Annotated in this window: 19 protein-coding genes; 9 read left to right on the top strand and 10 right to left on the bottom strand. The window is 73.7% G+C overall.

Annotated elements, in window-relative coordinates; genetic code table 11:
* Positions 1 to 195 precede the first annotated feature (195 nt).
* Together LCD35_RS09075 and LCD35_RS09070 are read left to right on the top strand one after the other, a co-directional pair.
* Positions 196 to 363, top strand: coding sequence for a DUF3117 domain-containing protein (locus tag LCD35_RS09075; protein ID WP_009949794.1), 168 nt, complete (start codon positions 196 to 198; stop codon positions 361 to 363).
* A gap of 112 nt (positions 364 to 475) precedes the next feature.
* Positions 476 to 2074, top strand: a complete 1599-nt coding sequence (locus tag LCD35_RS09070) for a M17 family metallopeptidase (protein ID WP_224977646.1) — start codon at positions 476 to 478, stop codon at positions 2072 to 2074.
* Positions 2075 to 2132: 58 nt separating this feature from the next.
* On the opposite strand, the gene LCD35_RS09065 is transcribed toward LCD35_RS09070, so the two are convergent.
* Entirely contained in the window at positions 2133 to 3050 is a 918-nt protein-coding gene (locus LCD35_RS09065) for a LysR family transcriptional regulator (RefSeq protein WP_224956044.1), read from the bottom strand.
* A 63-nt stretch (positions 3051 to 3113) separates the two neighbouring features.
* Here LCD35_RS09065 and LCD35_RS09060 point away from each other — a divergent pair, with 63 nt between their 5' ends.
* Positions 3114 to 4340, top strand: coding sequence for an MFS transporter (locus LCD35_RS09060; protein ID WP_224956043.1), 1227 nt, complete (start codon positions 3114 to 3116; stop codon positions 4338 to 4340).
* On the opposite strand, the gene tatB is transcribed toward LCD35_RS09060, so the two are convergent.
* From tatB to sigE, 4 genes are all read right to left on the bottom strand, one after another.
* Complete coding sequence (tatB, locus tag LCD35_RS09055) at positions 4319 to 4732, bottom strand: Sec-independent protein translocase protein TatB (RefSeq protein ID WP_224956042.1); 414 nt, start codon at positions 4730 to 4732, stop codon at positions 4319 to 4321. The genes LCD35_RS09060 and tatB overlap by 22 nt on opposite strands.
* Before the next feature lie 104 nt (positions 4733 to 4836).
* Entirely contained in the window at positions 4837 to 6480 is a 1644-nt protein-coding gene (locus LCD35_RS09050; protein WP_224966089.1) for a trypsin-like peptidase domain-containing protein, read from the bottom strand.
* Positions 6481 to 6619: 139 nt separating this feature from the next.
* The gene (locus tag LCD35_RS09045; protein ID WP_224956040.1) at positions 6620 to 7372 is read right to left on the bottom strand and encodes a zf-HC2 domain-containing protein; all 753 of its coding nucleotides are present in this window, start codon (positions 7370 to 7372) and stop codon (positions 6620 to 6622) included.
* Positions 7369 to 7956, bottom strand: coding sequence for an RNA polymerase sigma factor SigE (gene sigE / locus LCD35_RS09040; RefSeq protein WP_224956039.1), 588 nt, complete (start codon positions 7954 to 7956; stop codon positions 7369 to 7371). The genes LCD35_RS09045 and sigE overlap by 4 nt, the downstream gene beginning before the upstream one ends.
* A 336-nt stretch (positions 7957 to 8292) precedes the next feature.
* On the opposite strand from sigE, the gene LCD35_RS09035 reads away from it, so the two are divergent.
* The gene (locus LCD35_RS09035; protein WP_224956038.1) at positions 8293 to 8919 is read left to right on the top strand and encodes a class I SAM-dependent methyltransferase; all 627 of its coding nucleotides are present in this window, start codon (positions 8293 to 8295) and stop codon (positions 8917 to 8919) included.
* 84 nt (positions 8920 to 9003) lie between these two features.
* On the opposite strand, the gene LCD35_RS09030 is transcribed toward LCD35_RS09035, so the two are convergent.
* Positions 9004 to 10140, bottom strand: a complete 1137-nt coding sequence (locus tag LCD35_RS09030) for an Mrp/NBP35 family ATP-binding protein (protein WP_224956037.1) — start codon at positions 10138 to 10140, stop codon at positions 9004 to 9006.
* 277 nt (positions 10141 to 10417) lie between these two features.
* On the opposite strand from LCD35_RS09030, the gene LCD35_RS09025 reads away from it, so the two are divergent.
* Positions 10418 to 10909, top strand: a complete 492-nt coding sequence (locus LCD35_RS09025) for a MarR family winged helix-turn-helix transcriptional regulator (protein WP_224956036.1) — start codon at positions 10418 to 10420, stop codon at positions 10907 to 10909.
* Positions 10910 to 10931: 22 nt separating this feature from the next.
* Here the strand turns inward: LCD35_RS09025 and LCD35_RS09020 are convergent, their stop codons facing one another.
* Together LCD35_RS09020 and LCD35_RS09015 are read right to left on the bottom strand one after the other, a co-directional pair.
* Positions 10932 to 11456, bottom strand: a complete 525-nt coding sequence (locus LCD35_RS09020) for a DUF1003 domain-containing protein (RefSeq protein WP_224956035.1) — start codon at positions 11454 to 11456, stop codon at positions 10932 to 10934.
* A complete protein-coding gene (locus LCD35_RS09015; protein ID WP_224956034.1) occupies positions 11449 to 12744 on the bottom strand; it encodes a magnesium transporter MgtE N-terminal domain-containing protein in 1296 nt (431 codons plus the stop codon). The genes LCD35_RS09020 and LCD35_RS09015 overlap by 8 nt, the downstream gene beginning before the upstream one ends.
* A gap of 102 nt (positions 12745 to 12846) precedes the next feature.
* Here LCD35_RS09015 and LCD35_RS09010 point away from each other — a divergent pair, with 102 nt between their 5' ends.
* The 4 genes from LCD35_RS09010 to LCD35_RS08995 all read left to right on the top strand — a co-directional run bounded on the left by LCD35_RS09010 (position 12847) and on the right by LCD35_RS08995 (position 19271).
* Positions 12847 to 13821 carry a CoA ester lyase gene (locus LCD35_RS09010; protein WP_255614586.1) on the top strand — a complete coding sequence of 325 codons (975 nt, stop codon included), beginning with the start codon at positions 12847 to 12849 and terminating at the stop codon, positions 13819 to 13821.
* Positions 13822 to 13955: 134 nt separating this feature from the next.
* Positions 13956 to 17645 carry a patatin-like protein gene (locus LCD35_RS09005; protein WP_225044031.1) on the top strand — a complete coding sequence of 1230 codons (3690 nt, stop codon included), beginning with the start codon at positions 13956 to 13958 and terminating at the stop codon, positions 17643 to 17645.
* Between the two features lie 8 nt (positions 17646 to 17653).
* Positions 17654 to 18664, top strand: coding sequence for a CPBP family intramembrane glutamic endopeptidase (locus tag LCD35_RS09000; RefSeq protein WP_225044030.1), 1011 nt, complete (start codon positions 17654 to 17656; stop codon positions 18662 to 18664).
* Between the two features lie 79 nt (positions 18665 to 18743).
* Positions 18744 to 19271 carry a general stress protein gene (locus LCD35_RS08995; protein ID WP_224956030.1) on the top strand — a complete coding sequence of 176 codons (528 nt, stop codon included), beginning with the start codon at positions 18744 to 18746 and terminating at the stop codon, positions 19269 to 19271.
* Between the two features lie 61 nt (positions 19272 to 19332).
* Here LCD35_RS08995 and LCD35_RS08990 read toward each other — a convergent pair whose 3' ends face one another.
* Together LCD35_RS08990 and LCD35_RS08985 are read right to left on the bottom strand one after the other, a co-directional pair.
* On the bottom strand, positions 19333 to 19593 hold the full coding sequence (locus LCD35_RS08990) for a Txe/YoeB family addiction module toxin (protein ID WP_224956029.1): 261 nt from the start codon (positions 19591 to 19593) through the stop codon (positions 19333 to 19335).
* Positions 19590 to 19841, bottom strand: a complete 252-nt coding sequence (locus tag LCD35_RS08985) for a type II toxin-antitoxin system Phd/YefM family antitoxin (protein WP_224956028.1) — start codon at positions 19839 to 19841, stop codon at positions 19590 to 19592. The genes LCD35_RS08990 and LCD35_RS08985 overlap by 4 nt, the downstream gene beginning before the upstream one ends.
* Positions 19842 to 19843: the final 2 nt, after the last annotated feature.

The following is a 19843-nucleotide window of genomic DNA, read 5'->3' as shown; positions in this document are numbered from 1 at the left end:
GGAGAGCCGAAAAGCCCGGAAAACGCCCGCACGACGGCTGAGTCTGCCACCTGCCACGGGCATTCGACCAGCGCAACAGCGACACGAGTTGATCGGTTCGGTTTCGCGGCTGCGTCCGGATGGGGGAGAATGGAGCCGGACCCGGCTGGTTGTGGGCGATCAGTGGGTGGGAAGAGTTCACGGAGGGAGCACGCTATGGCGGCCATGAAGCCCCGGACCGGTGACGGTCCCCTCGAGGTGACGAAGGAGGGTCGCGGCATCGTAATGCGCGTCCCCCTTGAGGGCGGTGGGCGGCTCGTCGTCGAGATGTCGGTGGAGGAGGCAAAGAACCTGGGCGATGCCCTGGAATCTGCCACCGGCTGAGGCCGCTGCGCAAGCGATCGGCGTGCACCCGATCGTCTCACCGGCTCTGGCATCCGAGTTCGATGCCGGAGCCGGTGTCCGTGGAGTGGCCGAGACGGCCTTGTCTCTTTGAATGCGGGAAGGATCTCAATCCGTGTCCGATTCCTCGGTGTTCGGTTCGTCGCGGTCGCCGGAGCAGGCAGCGCTCCCGGTGATCCCGACGGCACTGGTCGAAGTGGACGTGGTCTCGCGGTGGCGGGACGGCGTGCCGACGGCGGTGCCGGTGTTCGACGGGGCCTCCGGGCCCGACCTGGCCGCCGCGGCCGAACCGTGGGGAGCGGACGTCTCGCTGCTCGAAGCGTTGGGTGTGACCGCGTCCGTGGGCGAGGTGCGCACCGTGCCGCTGCCGGACGGGCGGTTCGGCTGGGTCGTCGGGGCGGGCTCCGGCGAGCCCGGCCACTGGCGCGCGATCGGCGCGTCGATCGCACGGGCGGCGCGCGCCAAGCTCGGTGAAGGGGTCGCGTCGGACGACGATCCCGCCGACCTGGGCGACGCGGCGGACGCGGAGTACGTCCAGGTGCTGCTGCCCGCGGACGCCGACGTCGAGCTCGTCTCGGCGTTGACGCTCGGGCTGTCGCTGGGCGACTACCGGTTCCGGGTGTCGGCGGAACCGGCCGCGCCGCGGATGCGCAAGGCATTGCTGGTGGTTCCCGGCGGGGCGGACGCGGACGCGTTCCGCGTGGCCGTGGCCCAGGCGGAGGAGCTGGCCGCGGCCACCTCGCTGACCCGGGACCTCGCCAACGCCCCCTCGAACGTGAAGAACCCGGCTTGGCTGGCCGGTGCGGGCACCGCGCTCGCCGGTCCGCTGCAGGGCGTCACCGCGACCGTGCGCGACGAGAAGTGGCTGGCGGACAAGGGGTTCGGCGGAGTCCTCGCCGTCGGGGGCGGTTCGGTGAGCCCGCCGCGGCTGCTGGAGCTGGCGTGGCGTCCGGACGGCGTGAAGTCCGGCCCGCACCTGGTGCTGGTCGGCAAGGGCATCACCTTCGACACCGGCGGGCTGTCGCTGAAGCCCGCCGACGGCATGCACCTGATGCGCACCGACATGGCCGGGGGCGGCGCGGTGCTCAGCGCACTGCTGTCCATCGCCCGGCTGCGGCTGCCGGTGCGGGTGACGGCGCTGGTGCCGTCCGCGGAGAACCACGTGTCGGGCAGCAGCTACCGGCCCGGTGACGTGGTGCGGCACTACGGCGGGAAGACCACCGAGGTCGGCAACACCGACGCCGAGGGCCGCATGGTCCTGGCGGACGCGCTGGCGTACGCGGTGGACCGCCTCGAACCGGACTACCTGGTGGACGTGGCCACGCTGACCGGAGCGATGAAGGTCGCGCTCGGGCTGCGCACCGGTGGCCTGTTCAGCACCGACGAGCGGCTCGGGAAGGCGCTGCGGGACGCGGGCGAGCGGGTCGGCGAGTCCTGGTGGCCGATGCCGCTGCTGGAGGACCACGCGGCCGACGTGCGCGGCGAGCTCGCCGACGTGCGGCAGGCGCCGCAGGGGCCCGGCGGGATCACCGCCGCGCTGTTCCTGCGCGAGTTCATCGGCGACGTGCCGTGGGCGCACCTGGACATCGCGGGCCCGGGACGCGCGGACAAGTCCTACGACGAGGTCGTGCCGGGCGCGACCGGCTTCGCGGCCCGCACCCTGGTCGAACTGGCCGCCTCCCTCGCCGCGTGAGGTAGGCGCTGCTCCGACGATCCCGCGGTGGACCTGGTCCCCGCGGGATCGTCGCGCGTCAGGGCCGGGAGGTGGCGTGGTCGCGGAACGCGCGCACCACCGGCGGCGGGGTGCGGCCCGCGGGCCAGGCCATCCCCACCGTGCGGTGCGCGGCCGGGGACAGCGAGATCTCCACGGTGCCCGCCACCTCGCCACCGACGGCCCGGGGCAGCAGCGTGACGCCGAGACCGGCGGCGACCAGGCCGCGGAGCGTGTCGACCTCTTCGGCTTCCCAGCTGGGCCGCAGCGGAACATCGGCCGCCTCGGCGAGTTCGGTGACGATGTGCCGCAGTCCGTAGCCCGGGCCCATCAGCGCGAACTCCTCGGCGGCCAGCTCCGCGAGCCGCACCTCCGCGCGCTCGGCCAGCGGATGGGCGGGCGGCACCACCGCGACCAGCTCGTCGCGCGCCACCGCCACCGACTCCCACTCGGCTCCGGTCGGCAGCGGCGAGACCAGGCACAGGTCGAGCCGGCCGTCCAGCGCGCCCGCCAGCATGTCGTCCCTGGCGCCCTGCACGAGCCGGAACCGCACCCCGGGATGCCCGGCGCGGAACCCGCGGATCAGTTCCGGCACCAGGGCGCTGCCCATGGTGTGCTGGAAGCCGAGCGAGATGCGGCCGCGGTCCGGGTCCAGCTCCTCGACCACCTCGCGGCACCGGTCCGCCAGCTCCGCGTAGGCGTGCTCGGCCGCGGCAGCGAGCTGGGCGCCGGTGCGGGTGAGCCGGACCCCGCGCCCTTCCTTCGTGACGACATCGGTGCCGAGGCGATCGGCGATCCTGGCCAGCGCGCGGCTCACCGTGGGCTGCGGGACGCCGAGCCGCGCCGCCGCGCGTGTGAGATGGCCCTCGGCGGCGACGGTGCGCAGCAGGTTCAGCGTCGGGGCGAGATCGGCGGTGAGCTGGGCGGCGTCCAGCGGCAGCTCGGATTCATGCGACACGGCATGAATCGTGCCCTCCTCACGCATTGGACGCATTAATTAGCCCGGCTTACGGTCGCCCACGTGCTCACCGACGACCTGAACCGGATCCGCCGCATCAGGATCGCGCTGCTCATCGGCGCCCTGGCCCTGTTCGCGCTGCTCTACGCGCCGCAACCGGTGCTGCCCCAGTTCTCCGACGCCTTCGGCCTCGCGCCAGGCACCGTGGCGCTGCTGGTGTCGGCGGGCACCCTCGGCCTGGCGATCGCGGCGATCCCGCTCGGCACCCTGTCCGAGGTGTACGGCAGGCGGCGGATCATGGTCGGCTCGCTGCTGCTCGCCGAAGCGATCGGCGTGCTGCTGCCGTTCATCGGGTCTTTCCCGCTGCTGGTCGGGCTGCGGCTCGTGCAGGGGGCCGCCGTCGCGGGCATCGCCGCCGTCGCCGCCGCCTACCTCGCCGACGAGACGGGAGGACGGGACCTCGGCACCACCATGGGCCTGTACGTCGCGGGCACCACCGTCGGCGGCATGTCCGGCCGGCTGCTCGGCGGGATCGCCGGTGACTACGCGGGGTGGGCCGGTGGCGTCGCGGCCGTCGCCGTCCTCGGCGCGATCTGCACCGCCGGGTTCGTCCTGCTGCTGCCGCAGGAGCGCCACCAGCGGCGCCAGGAACTGCGGTGGAAGCCGCTGCTGGTCGGAGTGCGGGCCGCAGCCACCGATCCGGCGCTGCGGCCGCCGTTCCTCGTCGCCGCGCTCGGCATGGGGGCGTTCGTGGCCGTCTACAACGTGCTCGGGTTCCGGCTGGTCGAGCCGCCGCTGTCGGTGCCGCCCGCGCTCGCCGCGCTCGCGTTCCTGGCCTACGCGGCGGGCACCGTGACCTCGGCGGTCGCCGGCCGGCTGGCCGACCGGTGGGGGAGGCCCCGAGTGCTGCTCGCCGGGCTGGGCACCGCGCTGCTGGGGCTGCTGCTGATGCTGGCCGGGAACCTGGTGGTGATCCTGGTCGGGCTGGTCGTGTTCACCGGCGGGTTCTTCGCGGCGCACTCGGTGGCCAGCGGCTGGGTGGGCCTGCTCGCGTCACCGTCGGCGCGCGGCCAGGCCTCGGCGATGTACCAGCTCGCCTACTACGGCGGCAGCAGCGTCGGCGGAGTCGTCGGCGGCGTCGCCTACGCGGCCTGGGGCTGGAACGGGATGTCGGCCGTGCTCGGCTGCTCGATGCTGCTGGCCGGGATCGCGGTGCTGAGCGGCAGGCGCTCCGAGCGCCGACGGGCGAAGCCGGTGGTGGCTCCGGCTCAGGTCGCGTCGGAGTCGTAGGGCGGCCGCTCGCCCTGTTCCAGCGGGCGCTGCGGCTTCGGGGGCTGCGGCGGCTTCGGTGCGGTGGTGCCGCCGTTCGTCCCGCTCCCGTTCCCGTTGCCGTTCAGCGGCGGGTCGAGCGGGTTCTCCCCGTCGAACAGGTGCTTGGTGACGGCGCTGCGCGGGTTGAAGTCGCGGATGCCGCGCAGGTCCTCCAGCGGCTTGCGCAGCTCGTCGAACTCGGGGCCCAGTTCGGAGCGGAGGTGGTCCCTGGCTCCGGTCGCGTACTGCTTGACCTGGCGGATCGTGCGGCCCAGCCACGCGGCGCCCTCGGGCAGCCGGTCCGGGCCGAGGATGAACAGACCGGCGACGATGAGGACCAGGATCTCACCCCAGCCGATGCTGTCGAACACCTCGGATCACCTTTCACTCCCGTGCTTCGCGCTGCGCGCGCCGCCCAGCCTACCCATCGGGTGGTGCCCGGTGGAAACGCCACTTTTCCCAGAACTGCGCGCGATCAGCGCAGCGCCACGTCCAGCACGAGCTCCCGTCCCTGCCGCACCACCGTCACCGGTACGGTCTCGCCGACGCGGTGCCGGTCCACCGCCACCACCAGCTCGTCCGCGGTGCTGACCTTGCGGTCGCCGACCCGGATGATCACGTCGCCCTCGGCGATGCCCGCCCCCGCGGCGGAACCGCCGTCGCGCACGTTGAGCACCTGGGCGCCGTCGGTGGTGCCGTCGTTCACGGACTTGGCGTTCACGCCGAGGTCGGCGTGCGCGGCCCGCCCGGTGCGGATCAGCTCCTGCGCGATGCGCCGCACGTCGTCGATGGGGATCGCGAAGCCCAGCCCGATCGAACCGCCCTCGCCACCGGAGCCGATGGTGCGGATACCGCTGTTGATCCCGACCACCGCGCCGTTGCCGTCCACCAGCGCGCCACCGGAGTTGCCCGGGTTGATCGCCGCGTCCGTCTGGATCGCGTCCACCACCGCGTTGGTGTCGGTGCCCTCCCCGGCCAGCCGCACCGGCCGGTGCACCGAGCTGACGATGCCGGTGGTGACCGTGCTGGCCAGGCCCAGCGGAGAACCGACGGCGATCACCTGGTCGCCGACCGCGAGATCGCCGGAGCGGCCCAGCTGTGCCACCGTCGGGTTCGCCACCTCCACCTTGATCACGGCGAGGTCGGTCTTCACGTCCCGGCCCACGATCCGCGCGGGCACCCGGCTGCCGTCGCTGAACACCGCCGAGACGGTGGCCCCCGGCGTGTCCGCGGCCATCGACACCACGTGGTTGTTCGTGACGATGTAGCCGTCGCCGTCGATGACCACCCCGGAACCGCTGCCGCCCTGCGCGCCGACGTGCACCTCCACCGAGACCACGGCGGGCACGATGCGGCGGGCCACGGCGGACACCCCGCCGCTGGGCCGGTCCACGCCCGGCTCCACCTCGGCGAGCGTCACGTCCGGGTTGGTCAGCGGATTGCCCTCCTCAGCGGTGATCCGGCCGACGAAACCGCCGACCCCGGCCAGCAGCACGGCGACCCCGGCGAGCGCGGCCAGCGAGCGCGGCCGGACCCGGCGGCCGAACAGCACCTCGCGGGCGCTCAGCAGCGGACCGGGCCCGGGCTCGGGCGCCGCTTCCGGAGTGGCTTCGGGGACCGCGGGCGGGCCGATCACGGAGCTCGCCGACGGGTTGCGCCACGGGTCCTGGTCGCCGCGGTCGCTCCAGAACGAGGCGGGTTCGTCGGCCGGGTGAGCGGGCGGGGTCTCCCCGGGTTCGCGCTGCAGCGATTCGGCGGAACCCTGCGGACGGCCGAACGCCTTGACCAGCGCGTCCGGCGGGGGCGGGGCCTGCTCGACGCCGGGTGCGCGCTCGTCCGACCCGGGCTGGAAGCTGCCGGAGACGCCGGCGGGCCTGCCGAAGACGGCGGCCTGGGCGGGATCGACCTCGGGGTGCCGCGGCGGCGCGTCCTGGGCCGGGCGGGAGACGTCCGCCGCGGGAACTCCGCGGGCGGGGGCGGCCGAACCCGGTCGCCACGGGTGCACCGCGTCGCCGTCGGGTGCGGATGGGACCTCGTGGCGCTGGTCGTCCTGCGGCCGAGCCTGATCGGGTCGCACCGGGTCGGATCCCTGCGCGGGTTTCCTCGGCTGCTCGCTCATCGCTCCCCGGGCCTGCGAAGTCGTCGACACATCGGCATGCGAGTGGATCACACGAGGGCGACCGCCCGCGCACCGGTACGTCCCCATCCTGCCCAGTGCCAGGTGAAGTCCGCGTAGGAGCGGGGCGACGGCCCGGTGATCAGGGCTGCGCGGAAGCGGAGAGCAGCGGCGCGCCGGATGGCGTCACCGGGGCGTCGGCGCCCGGCGTCGCATCGGACGGCGGCGCCGGCGTCGTGGTCGAGGCGGGCGCCTCGGAGGGCGGAGTTCCGCCTCGCTCGTCGAAGCGCGCCGAAGCGGGGATCAGCGCCGAGTCGTAGGCCTCGCCGGGCAGCGGCAGCGGCGGGCCCGCGTCGGTCGGTGGGAGCTGGTCGTCCGGAATGCTCACCAGCGCCAGCGCGCCGAGCACCAGCCCGGAGAACACGACCCCCGCACCCGCTCGCCTGCCGCGACCACCGCGCGGTTCATCATCGGGCCGGGTCGAGCCGAGCGGTGCGCTGGACCCCATCGGCTGCCTGCCACCGCCGAGGGGAGTGCTGGAACCGAGCGCCGCGCCGGAACCGAACCGGCCGGGGCGCGCGCCCGGGTTGACCGCGACGAGCTGCCCCTCCTCGGTCAGCGCGAGCCCGTCGGGCTGCGCGGGGAGTTCGGCGCTCGACGGTATCGACTGCAGGGCTTGCAGCAGTCCGGCGGACATCGACGGGCACGACGCGGAGCGCACCGCCGCCCGGGCCTGCCGTTGGGCGGTGGCCTCGGCCGCGCAGGCCGGGCACCTGGCGAGGTGGGCGGCCGCGCGGTCGTGGGCGCCGGCGGTCAGCTCTCCGTCCACGAATGCCACGAGCGCGTCCAGTGCGAGGTGCTGTTCGGACAGCCCCCACCCCCGCCGAACCGTCATGCCGAGTCCTCCCGAGCCTGCTCCCGCCTAGCTTCCAACGTGGCCTTCAACATCTGCCTGCCGCGGTGGATCCTGCTGCGCACAGTACCGAGCTTCACCCCGAGGGTGGTCCCGATCTCCTCGTACGACAGCCCTTCCACGTCGCACAGCACCACGGCCGCGCGGAACTCCGGCGGCACCTCGTCCAGCGCGGCCTGCAGGTCCGGGTCCAGGTGCGTGTCGTAGAACACCTGCTCGGGGCTGGGGCCGGTGCTGGGCAGCCGGTCGGTGTCCTCGGGCAGGCCCTCCATGCGCAGCCGGGAGCGGCGCCGGGCCATGTCCAGGAAGAGGTTCGTGGTGATCCGGTGCAGCCAGCCCTCGAACGTGCCGGGCTTGTAGGACGCCAAGGAGCGGAAGACGCGGATGAACGTCTCCTGCGTGAGGTCCTCCGCGTCGTGCTGGTTGCCGGTGAGCCGGTACGCCAGCCGGTACACCCGGTCTGCGTGCTCCCGGACCACCTCGTCCCAGGACGGCGGCGTCCACGCCGCCTCCGCGACGGGTGCGGTGGCGACGGCGTGCTGGTCGGCTCGAACGGCCGGACTCATCGACTGTGTTGGCATCGGACGAGAAGCCACCTCCTGCGGCGTGTGCATCCGGGGAACGAACGCGGCCGCCGGTTTGTTCCCCGGCGGAGGCCGGGCGTGGCCGGTGGGACGCGCGTTCCGCGTGCTGCCCTCGTTGCTGGGAGCGGCGGTCCGCTCCCGGTCGATACCCACTCTCGCGCGCGCTCGTGAGGGACGGATGAAAAGGCCCTGAGAGCAGCCTGAGAACCTGACGTTCACCTGATCGGCGCAAGATCCGACGTGATGCCGGAAACAGCCGTCTAACGATGTGCCGAACGAAGGCAACCGAACCGGCCGCTGAAGATAATCTTGCGCCTCGTGATACCCGAGACGTCGATCGGCACCGGTCCCCTGGACCGGCCGGGCAGCATGCTCGGCGACGCCCGCGGATCCATCGGGCACGCGGCCGACCCAGCGGAAGAGTCCATCGACGGGTCCGCGGGCGCCGCGCTGCGCTTCCTGGCGACCGTGCTGCGCGCGAAGTCCGTCGTCGAGGTGGGCTCCGGCACGGGCGCCTCGGCGAGCTGGCTGCTCCGCGGCATGGTGCCCGAAGGCGTGCTGACCTCGATCGACATCGACGCCGCCGCGCAGCACATCGCGCGCGAGGCGCTGGCGGCCGAAGGCGTCCCCCGGTCCCGCACCCGGTTCATCGCCGGGCTGGCCGAGCGGGTGCTGCCGAAGCTCACCGAGGGCGCCTACGACCTGGTGTTCGTCGACGCGATGCCGACCAAGTACCCGGCGTTCCTCGAACTCGGCGCACCGCTGCTGCGTCCGGGCGGGGCCATCGTGTTCGCCGGGCCGGTCGACGCCGCGCAGCGGCAGGAGCCGCGCGCCCAGGCGCTGCGCGAGCTGACCAGGGCGGTGCGCGCGGACGAGTCGCTGGTGCCGGTGGCGCTGCCCGTCGGCGACGGCCTGCTGGCCATCGCCCGCACCGAGCAGTCGTGACCGCCGAGCAGCGGTGACCGCGCGAGCGCAGCGACCGCGGTGAGCCCGCGCGGCGGCGACCTCTCCTGAACGCTCGCGGATCGATCAGGCCGGGGAGACCGACAGGAGTTGACCGGCGAGGCCGCGGGCGCGGGTGGACAGGCGCTTGGCGACGTCGGTGAGCACCTGCGCGGCGGGCGACTCGGGGGCCTCGACGACCAGCGGAGTGCCGCTGTCGCCCGCTTCGCGCAGCCGGGTGTCCAGCGGCACCTGGCCCAGCAGCGGGACCTCCGAGCCGACGGCGCGGCTCAGCGAGTCGGCCACGATCTGGCCGCCGCCGCTGCCGAAGACCTCCATGCGCTGCCCGTCGGGCAGTTCCATCCAGGACATGTTCTCCACGACGCCGGCGAGCCGCTGCCGGGTCTGCATGGCGATGGCGCCCGCGCGCTCGGCGACCTCGGCCGCGGCCTGCTGCGGAGTGGTGACGACGAGGATCTCGGCGTTCGGGATGAGCTGGGCGGTGGACAGCGCGATGTCCCCGGTGCCGGGCGGCAGGTCCAGCAGCAGCACGTCCAGGTCGCCCCAGAAGACGTCGGAGAGGAACTGCTGCAGGGCGCGGTGCAGCATCGGCCCGCGCCACACGACGGGCGTGTTGCCGGGGGTGAACATGCCGATGGAGATGACCTTCACGCCGTGCGCCTGCGGCGGCATGATCATCTTCTCGACCTGGGTGGGCTTGCCGCCCGAGCCGAGCATCCGCGGGACCGAGTGGCCGTAGATGTCGGCGTCGACCACGCCGACCGACAGCCCGCGCTTGGCCATCGCGGCGGCGAGGTTCACCGTGACGCTGGACTTGCCGACGCCGCCCTTGCCGGAGGCCACGCAGTACACGCGGGTCATCGAGCCGGGTTCGGCGAACGGGATGCGGGGTTCGTCGGCGTTGCCGCGCAGCTTCTTGCGCAGCTCGGAGCGCTGCTCGTCGCTCATCACGTCGAGCTCGACGGTCACCGCCCGCACGCCTTCGACGGCACCGACCGCGGTCTCGACCCGCTGCGTGATCGTCTCCCGCATCGGGCAGCCCTGGACGGTCAGGTACACGCCGACGGCGACCGCGCCGTCCTCGACGGCCACGGATTTGACCATGCCGAGATCGGTGATCGGCTTGTGGATCTCCGGATCCTCGACCTGGGTGAGGGCCTGGCGGACGGCCTCTTCGGTGGGAGCGGAGTGCGTGCTGGTCACGGTTGCGGTGACACCGACCCTTCCTGCGGCTGTGCTTGCCCTCGATGCTACGGGCCGACCGTCGATGTTACGGGCCGGTAGCTCCGGGAACACCGGCGAGGTGCGCAGCGCGTGACGGCCCGCCGGGGCGTCCGGATCGCGTCCGCGGGTGCGCTCGGAGGTGGCGGAACAGCCCTGTGCGCTGGTTTATTCCAGGCACCGGCCCCGACGTGCTCACATCTGGGAAATGCGGGGGCGCTTCGCATTCGTGTGACTGCCCTCCGTAGTATCACTCATCGTGACCGAGACGGGTCTTGATCGATTACCCACTCGTGGCGAGCTGCTGGCCTATCGAACCTTCCTGCGCGCGCACGCCCGCGTCACGCGCTGCCTGGAAGGAGATCTGATCGCCGAGCAGCGGCTGACGCTGGCCGCCTACGACGTGCTGCACGCGCTTTACGAAGCGCCCGAGCGCAGGCTGCGCATGACCGAGCTCGCGGACGCCGTGCTGCTGTCCAGGTCCGGCGTGACGAGACTGGTCGACCGCCTGGAGCGGATCGGTCTGGTCAGTCGCGTCCGGGTCGATTCGGACGGCAGGGGGGTGCTCGCGGTGATCACCGAGGCCGGCGAAGGCCGGTTGCGCACCGCATCCAGAACGCACCTCGGTGGAGTGACCCAGTACTTCCTTTCGGTGACCGAGCCGCGGGAGCTGGAGGAGTTCGCCCGGACCTGCGAGAAGCTCGCCGCCGGCGGCGTTCCGGCCCCGCCGGGGCAGCGCGCCCAGGCCTGATCGCGCGTTCGCCGCCGCGCGATCACGCGTCCTCGCGGCCCTCCGCGCCCTGGCGGCGGCGCCGCGCGCCCGCGCTCTCGGTGCCGGGCAGCTCGTCGCGCAACCGGTCGAGCTCGCCGCGCAGGTAGTCGCGGGTGGCGACCTCGCCGATCGCCAGCCGCAGCGCGGCCAGCTCCCGCGCTAGGTACTCGGTGTCGGCCTTCGTCTGCTCGGCCCGCGCGCGGTCCTCCTCCAGCGACACCCGATCCCGGTCGTCCTGCCGGTTCTGCGCCAGCAGGATCAGCGGCGCCGCGTACGAGGCCTGGGTGGAGAACGCCAGGTTCAGCAGGATGAACGGGTACGGGTCCCAGCGCAGGCCCACCGCGAACAGGTTCATCGCGATCCAGCTGATCACGAACACCGTCATCCAGAACAGGAACTTGCCGGTGCCGAGGAAGCGGGCCACGCGTTCGGAGATCTGGCCGAACAGCTCCGGGTCGAAGTCCACGGTGAACCGGCGCGGCATCCGGGGCTGGTCGAGCCGCCGCCGGGACAGCAGTTCAGGCATCGTCGCTCGCTTTCGGTGCGTCCGGGGAGTTCCGGTCGTCGGGCAGCCCGCTCTCCCGCCAGTTCTCCGGCAGCAGGTGGTCGAGCACGTCGTCCACCGTGACCGCGCCGATCAGGTGCTCCTGGTCGTCGAGTACCGGACCGCACACCAGGTTGTAGGCGGCGAAGTAGCGGGTCACCTCGGCCAGCGTCGCCGTCGGCGGCAGGCTCGCCAGGGTGGTGTCCAGCGCGCCCGCCACCAGCGTCGACGGCGGTTCGCGCAGCAGCCGCTGGATGTGCACGCAGCCCAGGTAGCGGCCGGTGGGCGTCGCCGACGGCGGGCGGCAGACGAAGACCATGCTGGCCAGCGCCACCGGCAGCTCCGCGTTGCGCACCATCGCGAGCGCCTCGGCGATGGTGGCGTCCGGGCCGAGGACCACCGGCTCCGGTGTCATCAGGCCGCCCGCGGTGTCCGCCGAGTAGGCGAGCAGGCGCTTCACCGGGGCGGACTCGGCGGGCTCCATCAGCTCCAGCAGCCGGTTCTTGTCCACTTCGGGCAGTTCGGCGAGCAGGTCGGCGGCGTCGTCGGGGCTCATGGCCTCCAGCACGTCCGCGGCCCGGTCCTCCCCGAGGTGCCCGATCAGGTCCTTCTGGTCGTCCTCGGGCAGTTCCTCCACGACGTCGGCGAGCCGTTCGTCGTCGAGCGCCTCGGCCACCTCGTAGCGGCGCTTCGCGGGGAGTTCGTGCAGCGTGCTGGCCACGTCCACGGCGCGCATCGTGTCCAGCAGGGCCAGCAGCTGCGCCACGCCCTGCGGCCGGTCGGTGAGCTCCGCGGCGGCGAGCCCGGTGATCTGGTCCCACTCCACCACCTGCACCGGACCGCGCCTGCCGAGCCGCCCGGTGCGCTCCCGGACCGCGAGCCTGCTGATCCGCCAGTCGCGGGTGCGGGTCTGCTCCAGCGCCGCGTCCACCAGCACCGCCGAGGCGCCGGTGGCGGCGAGGGTGACCTTCGCGTCCAGCAGCTGCCCGAGCACCAGCACCTCGTTGGGCCGCTGGTGGAACTGGCGGGTGTTGACCGAGCCGGTGGCGAGGGTGACCGCGTTCGGCTCGACGCGCACCACCCGCAGCATCGGCACGAAGATCCGCCGCCGCGCCGCCATCTCCATCACCAGGCCGAGGATCCGCGGCGGCTGCCCGGCGGCACGCAGCCCGGCGACGACGTCGCGCACCTTGCCGATGGACTCGCCGTCCGGGCCGAACACGGCGAGCCCGGCGACCCGCGCCGCGAAGACCCTGGTTGTGGCTGCCACGCTGATCAGGCTAGTCGCCGGGCCGGTGCCGGGCAGTCGCGGCGACCGGGGTCACAGCCGGTGCGGTGCGGGCCGTGGTAGAGAGCTGGGTGCCCGTGCCCGATGAGGAGGTTCCCCGTGGTCGATCGCCGACGTGCCCGCCGCAGCTGCCTGGCCGTTCCCGGTTCCAGCGCCAAGATGATCGACAAGGCCCGCGGGCTGGCGGTGGACTCGTTCTTCCTGGACTTGGAGGACGCCGTTGCCCCGCTGGCGAAGGCGGAGGCACGCGGCCGGGTCGCGGCCGCGCTGAACGAGGGCGGCTGGGACGGCAAGATCCGTTCGGTGCGGGTCAACGACCTCACCTCGCAGTGGACCTACCGGGACGTGGTGGAGGTCGTGGAGGCCGCCGGGGAGAACCTGGACACCATCGTGCTGCCGAAGGTGTCCACCCCGGACCACGTGCGCTGGCTGGACCTGACGCTGACCCAGGTGGAGCGCGCCACCGGCCTGGAGGTCGGCCGGATCGGCGTCGAGGCGCAGATCGAGGACGCGCGCGGACTGGCCGAGGTGGACGCCATCGCATCGGCATCGCCGCGCGTCGAAGCGCTGGTGTTCGGCCCCGCCGACTTCATGGCCTCGATCGGCGTGCGGTCCATGGTGGTCGGCGAGCAGCCGCCCGGCTACGACGTGGGCGACGCCTACCACTACGTGCTGATGCGGATGCTGGTGGCGGCGCGGGCGCACGACGTGCAGGCGATCGACGGGCCGTACCTGGCGATCAAGGACGTCGAGGGGTTGCGGCGGGTCGGCGGCCGCTCGGCGGCGCTGGGCTTCGACGGCAAGTGGGTGCTGCACCCGGCGCAGGTGGACGCGGTGAACGAGCTGTTCTCGCCGCGCCAGGCGGACTACGACCACGCGGAGAACGTGCTGGACGCCTACGAGTGGCACACCTCGGAGGCGGGCGGCAAGCGCGGCGCGGCGATGCTCGGCGACGAGATGATCGACGAGGCCTCCCGGAAGATGGCGTTGGTCATCGCGGGCAAGGGCCGCGCCGCGGGCATGTCCCGCACCGACCGCTGGACCCCGCCCACCGGGTGATGACCTGCGCCGCACCGCCCGTGTGGGCGATCCCGGGGCCGGTGCGGCGCGGTACGTTCTGATCAACAGTGATCGCCGGAGCCGCCGCTGGACGAACCGGCCCCGGCGTGCGGGTCGACCGAGGGGGCGGCGACGTGGCGGATCAGGAACCGGTGGGCGAACCGGGGGGGCGTGAACCGGACGCGGTGTCGCGGACCGGCGCGGAGAACGACCAGGAGCTCCGGCTGGCGCTGGCGATGCGCGGCGGGGCGAGCCTCGCGGTGTGGATCGGCGGTGCCGTCGCCGAGATCGACCTGCTGCGCTGCGCGACGTCCCGGTCGGACCGGCCGGCGGTGGACCGGGCGGCCGCGGACCGGGCGGGACGGGTCGAACCGCCCCGGGCGGAGCGCACCGATGTGGACGCCGAGCACCCGTGGGCGGCGCTGGCCGGGCTCGCCGGCTACGACTCGGTGTCGGTGGACGTGCTCGCCGGGGCGTCGGCGGGCGGGCTGAACGCGACGCTGCTGGCCGCCTCGATCGTCTACGGCATGCCGTTCGAGGACATGCGCGAGCTGTGGGTGCGGCTCGCCGATCTGGAGGCGATGAGCCGCGCGGTGCCGAAGTTCTGGCACCGCAGGCCCGATTCGCTGCTGGAGGGCGACGACTACTTCCGCGCCGAACTGGCCCGGCTGATCACCGAGCTCACCCCGCATCCGCGGGACGCCCGCAACCTCGGGTCCCGGCTGGACCTGCTGCTCACCGCGACCCTGCTGGACCCGGTGCTGGAGCGGCACTTCGACGGCCGCTCCGGGCCGCTGGTCGAGCAGCGCCGCACCGCCATGTTCCGGTTCCGGCACCGCGGTCGCTCCGGGCAGCCGCTGTCGGACTTCGGCACCGGCCCCGACTTCCCGGCGACCGCGCTGCGGATGGCGCAGGCGGCGCGCGCCACCTCCTCGTTCCCGTTCGCGTTCGAACCGGCGCAGGTGCACGCGAGCATCGGCGGGGCACCGGCCGGACAACCGGACATGCTCGGGGTGTTCTCCGAGACGACCACCGATCCGCGCCCGTACCGGGTGATCGACGGCGGGGTGCTGGACAACATCCCGGTGACCGCGGCCGTGGAGGCGATGGCCGCGGTGCCCACCGAGCGGCCCAGCTCGCGCTGGTTGCTGTACCTCAACCCGGAACCGGAGACGGTCGGCGAGGGCAGGCCGCTGAGCAGGCAGCTGGCGCTACCGGTGGCCTCCACCGCGATGAGCGCCCGCATGTCGCAGGAGTCGCTGCTGGCCGACATCCACGCGCTCGACGAGCACAACGCGGCGGTGCAGCGCACCGAACTGCGCCGCAGGTCCGTGTTCGCGCCGCTGCTGGCCGCCGCCCCCGCCGTCCGCGAAGCGGAGCTGCTGGCCCAGGCCGAGCGGGTCGAAGCGGAGTACGCGGTGGTGCGCGCGGAGCTGGACGCCCAGGCGGTGGTGCGGCTGCTGGTCGAACCCGCGGGCAGCGAGGACGGCAGGCTGCTGCCGCCGGTGGTGGGCGAACCCCTCGAAGGCTGGTCCCCGCAGGTCCGCACCGTGCTGGGGCGTCGGCTGGGCGCGGTGCTGGCCGGGCTGGCGCTGGCGGAACCGGGGCGGGTGTTCGACGACGTGCGCGGGCTGCACTCCGGGGTGCAGGAGTGCCTGGACTGGGCGCGGGACATCGGCCGCTGGGCCGAGGCGGAGCAGCTGCCGGTGATCGGGCGCTGCAAATCGGAGCTGTACCGGCTGCGCACCTTCGCCCAGGTCCTGGAGGGCCACGCCGACCGGTACTGGGTGGACGGCGCCCGGCACGAACCGATCGTCGAGCTCGGCGAGATGTCGGACTGGGTGCTGCGGGTCGCCGACCGCCGGGACCGGCTGCAGCACCGGCTGCCGTCCCCGGTGCGGCCGCTGCTGGGCGCGGTGCTCGACGAGGTGGACCGGGGGGAGCGGTTCCAGCGCGCGCTGGAGGAGTTCGCCGCCGAGCTCTCGTCGATCGCCGAGTCCTCCGGCGCCGACGCGGTGCCCGAGGACGAGCACGGGGTGGACGCGGTGGCGGAGGCGCGGGTGGTGCTGCACCGCATCGCCGACCGGCTCGCCGCCGCGGCTCCGCCGCGCGGGGACGGCGAGCGGTCCGGGGCGCGCTCGCCCGGGCACGCCCCGGAGCGCACCGCCTCCCCCGAGCAGGTCGGCTACGCGCTGCTGGAGCGCACCGAGCGGCGCGCCGCCGTGCTCCGCGCGCTGGTGGTGCTGACCGCGCCGCTGGACGTCGGCCGTTCGCCGGGCGACCGGATCAACCTGCTGCGCGTCGTCAGCGATGCGCGCTCCCCGCTGCCGTTCGACGCGCTGCGCACCGGCGGCGAGCTGCACGTCGAGGACAAGGTGCGCGGTGGCGACCTGGGCAACTTCGGCGCGTTCCTGTCCGCGCGGTGGCGCGCGAACGACTGGATGTGGGGGCGGCTCGACTCGGCGTCGGCGCTGGTGGGGCTGCTGCTGGTCCCGGCGCGGCTGCTGCGGCACAGCGGCGGCCTCGGCCCGGAGGGCATCGCGGACCGGCTGCGGGAGATCGTCACCACCCCGACCCGCGCGGAGCTCGGCGACGCCGCCGGTTCCGAGCGGTGGCGGGCGTTCCTGGCCGAGCTGTGGGAGCGGCACGCCGACCAGGTGCGCGCCGAGCTGGCGGCCATGTTCGCCGACCCGGTCGACGAGCACCCGCTGACCCGCACCAAGGAACTCGTCGTGGAACGGCTGCACTGGACGATCGCCGCCCAGGAGGTGCCGTTCGTCGCGACCGTCGCACCCGGCGCCGACCCGGGCGAGCCCGCGCTGCCGGACATCCCCGAACCGGAGCCGCTCGCCGACGAGGTGCGGCGCTACTCGGTCGGCCGCGAGCGGGTGGCGGACCTCGGCGAGCCCCGGCTCGCCTCGATGGCGACCCGGGCCGGGCTGGTGGCCTACCGCGCGGTGCGGCCGGGCACGGCGGGCGTGCTGCGGCTGCTGGGGCGGGTGGCGACGACCGTGGTGAAGCCGGTGCTGCTGCTGGCGGTGCTCGCGGTCGCCGCGCCGCGCCGCGTGGCGCTGGCGGCGTTGCTCGGCGCGACGGCCGTGGTGCTCAGCGGGGTGGCCCCGGCCGGATCCGATGCGCTGTTCCCGCGGGAGGTCTCGCTGAGCTGCCCGGCCGTGCCGCCGGCGGATCCGGACGGCACGACCTACTGCATGGGCTGGTACCCGGGCGCGTCGGCCGGGGACCGGATCGCGGTGCTGCCGCCGGACTCCTCGGCGGTCGCGGCGCTGCGGCCGTTCACCTTCGATCCGTTCCAGATGAACGCGGGTGTGCTGCTGGCGCTGATCGTGGTCGCCGCTTCCGCGCTGTGGCTGGGCTTCCGGTCGCTGAGCCGGGGCCGGGGCGCGGCCCGCTGGCTGCCTGCCGCGATCACCGCGGTGGTGGTGACCGCGGCGGTGGTGTGGATCGCCGACACCGGGCTGACGCTCGGACCGCAGGGGCTGGTGCTGACGGCCGTGGCGGTGAACTTCCTGCTCTCGCTGGGGCTGCGGCCGTGGGGCCGGGCCGTGGCGGCGCTGCTGTCGGCGGCCGTGTTCACCACGGCGCTGTGGCTGGTGGACCCGCCGGTGGGCGAGGTCGGGTGGCTGGTGCCCACCGCGATCGCGGCCGCCTACGCGCACATGGTGCTGCTGTCCACGGTGGACCTGCTGCGGCCCCGCCCGCGCCCCGAGCACGGCGCCGAGCGGTCCGGGACGGCGGGCGGCACCGGTTCCGCCCGATCGGAGGTGGTTCGCGGCGAACCGGTCGCCGGCCCCCGAACACTATGATCAGCGAGGTGAGCGACTACCCGGCCGGCCCGGTGCAGGCAGGCGTCCCGTACCAGCTGCTCGCCCGCGACGCCCGGCACCGCTGGTGGCGGCCGCTGGTGGCGCTGCTGGTGTTCGCGGTGCTGGCCTTCGTGCTGCTGCTGGTCGCCATGCTGGTGCTGGCCGCGTTCGTGGTGTACCCGGCGGGTTTCGGGGACGTGCGGATCGCGGCGCTCGTGCGGGACCCGGAGTCGGTCGAGGCGCTCGTGCGGGATCCGTTCGTGCTGCTGTTCGTCTCCTTCGGGGCGCTGGTCTCGCTGATCCCGGCGGCGGTGCTCACCGCGCTGTGGGTGCAGCGGCGCAGCCCGCGGCAGCTGATCGGGGTCACCGGCCGGTTCCGCCGGCGGTGGTCGGCGGAGTGCCTGCTCGCCGCCCTCGCGGTGTTCGCCGTCGCGTTCGCGGTCTCGGCGCTGCTGACCTGGGTCACCGGGGGTTCGTTCGGCCCCGGGTTCCCCGGCTGGGCCGACTACGGGCGGGTGGCGCTGCTGGCGCTGGTGGTGGTGCCGGTGCAGAGCGCCGCCGAGGAGTTCGCCTTCCGCGGGTTCCTGCTGCAGGCGGTGAGCGCCTGGTTCCGCACCCCGTGGCCCGCGATCGCGCTGACCTCGCTGCTGTTCCTGCTCGGCCACGGCTACACCGATCCGCTGGTGTGGTGCCAGCTGCTGGTGATGGCGGTGTCGATGTGCTGGCTGGTGGTGCGCACCGGCGGCCTGGAGGCGGCGATCGCGCTGCACGTGGTGAACAACTCGCTGAGCCTGCTCGTCGGCGGCCTCGGCGGGGTACCCGGGGTGGAGCAGGCCGGGGACTTCCCCGTCGGCGACGTGCTGCCGTTCATCGCGGCGATCCTGGCCTACGCCTGGTGGGCGGATCGGCGGGCGGCGCGCCGCGGCGCGTGGAACGTCACCGGCGGCCGGGTGGAGCTGCGGCCGTGGTCGCTGCGCCCCGCCACCCAAGACGATCTCCGGCCCGAGGTGTCGGGGTAGCCTGGAGGTGGGGACGATAGGGGACGAATCGGGCTCCTGCCGGTCCCGCCAGGAAGTGCGCTCCACGGAGGTGTCAGCGGTGTCCTACCCGTTTTCCGGCTCGGCTCGGCCGGCGCCGGGTTCACCGAGCAGCATGCCCACCCCGCCGACGGGGTGGCCGATCGGCTCGTACGGCACGTACGAGGAGGCGCAGCGCGCGGTCGACCACCTGGCCGGCTCGGACTTCCCGGTGCGGGAGGTGACCATCGTCGGTGTCGACCTGATGCTCGTGGAGCGGGTCACCGGCAAGTTGACCTGGGGCAAGGTGCTGGCCGGTGGAGCGGCCTCCGGGGCGTGGATCGGGCTGCTGATCGGCCTGGTCATGAGCATCGCGTCGCCGCAGGGCACCGGCGCGCTGAGCTCGATGCTGGCCGGACTGGGCGGCGGCATCCTCATCGGCGTCGGGTTCGCCGCCGCCGGGTACGCGGCGATGCGCGGGCGGCGGGACTTCTCCTCGGCGAGCCAGCTGGTCGCGGGGCGCTACGACGTGCTGGCCCAGCCCCGGCACGCCGAGCACGGCCGGAACCTCCTCGCGCACCTGGCGATGCGCCCGCAAGCGTCCCCGTGAGCTCGTCTCTCCGGGGCTCGTCCGGGGTCCCGCCGCGGCGGAGCATTCTGGCGGACGGCGGTCAGCCGTCGTAGTGGTAGCGGCAGGCGGCGATCTGGATCTGGTCCTCCTGGACCCGGTAGACCAAGCGGTGCTCATCGGTGCTGCGGCGCGACCAGAACCCGTGGAACCCGTGCTCGAGCGGTTCCGGTTCGCCGATGCCCTCGTTCCCGTTCCGTTCGACGTCCTTGAGCAGCGTGTTGATCCTCGTGCGTACCTTGCGGACCTGGCTCCGCCACCAGACGTGATCCGCCCACGCGTTCGCATCCCGGACGAACTTCATTCGACGAGGTCCCGCGTGACGCCCCCGCCGTGCTCGAGCCGTTCGATCGAGGACAGCAACCTGCGGGCGTTCTCCGGGCTCTCGAACAGGTAGGCCGTTTCCTTCAGCGACTCGTAGTCGTCCAGCGCGACCAGGACGACCGGCTCGTGCCCGGCCCTCGTGATCACGACCTCCTCGCGGTCGTCGACCACGGAGTTCAGCGTTTCGGCGTACTCGGCGCGGAACTCGGAGCAGGACATCGTCTTCATCG

Source organism: Saccharopolyspora sp. 6V (assembly GCF_020176785.1).
Classification (GTDB): Bacteria; Actinomycetota; Actinomycetes; order Mycobacteriales; family Pseudonocardiaceae; genus Saccharopolyspora_C; species Saccharopolyspora_C gregorii.
Note: the sequence above shows the minus strand (reverse complement) of the source record. Positions and strands in the feature narration are given on the sequence as shown.

Coding starts and splice junctions, on each gene's coding strand:
- LCD35_RS09050 (WP_224966089.1), bottom strand. CDS start 6,480: ATGAGCGAGCAGCCGAGGAAACCCGCGCAGGGATCCGACCCGGTGCGA.
- LCD35_RS08985 (WP_224956028.1), bottom strand. CDS start 19,841: ATGAAGACGATGTCCTGCTCCGAGTTCCGCGCCGAGTACGCCGAAACG.
- sigE (WP_224956039.1), bottom strand. CDS start 7,956: ATGAGTCCGGCCGTTCGAGCCGACCAGCACGCCGTCGCCACCGCACCC.
- LCD35_RS09010 (WP_255614586.1), top strand. CDS start 12,847: ATGAGGAGGTTCCCCGTGGTCGATCGCCGACGTGCCCGCCGCAGCTGC.
- LCD35_RS08990 (WP_224956029.1), bottom strand. CDS start 19,593: ATGAAGTTCGTCCGGGATGCGAACGCGTGGGCGGATCACGTCTGGTGG.
- LCD35_RS09045 (WP_224956040.1), bottom strand. CDS start 7,372: ATGACGGTTCGGCGGGGGTGGGGGCTGTCCGAACAGCACCTCGCACTG.
- LCD35_RS09020 (WP_224956035.1), bottom strand. CDS start 11,456: ATGCCTGAACTGCTGTCCCGGCGGCGGCTCGACCAGCCCCGGATGCCG.
- LCD35_RS09075 (WP_009949794.1), top strand. CDS start 196: ATGGCGGCCATGAAGCCCCGGACCGGTGACGGTCCCCTCGAGGTGACG.
- LCD35_RS09070 (WP_224977646.1), top strand. CDS start 476: ATGCGGGAAGGATCTCAATCCGTGTCCGATTCCTCGGTGTTCGGTTCG.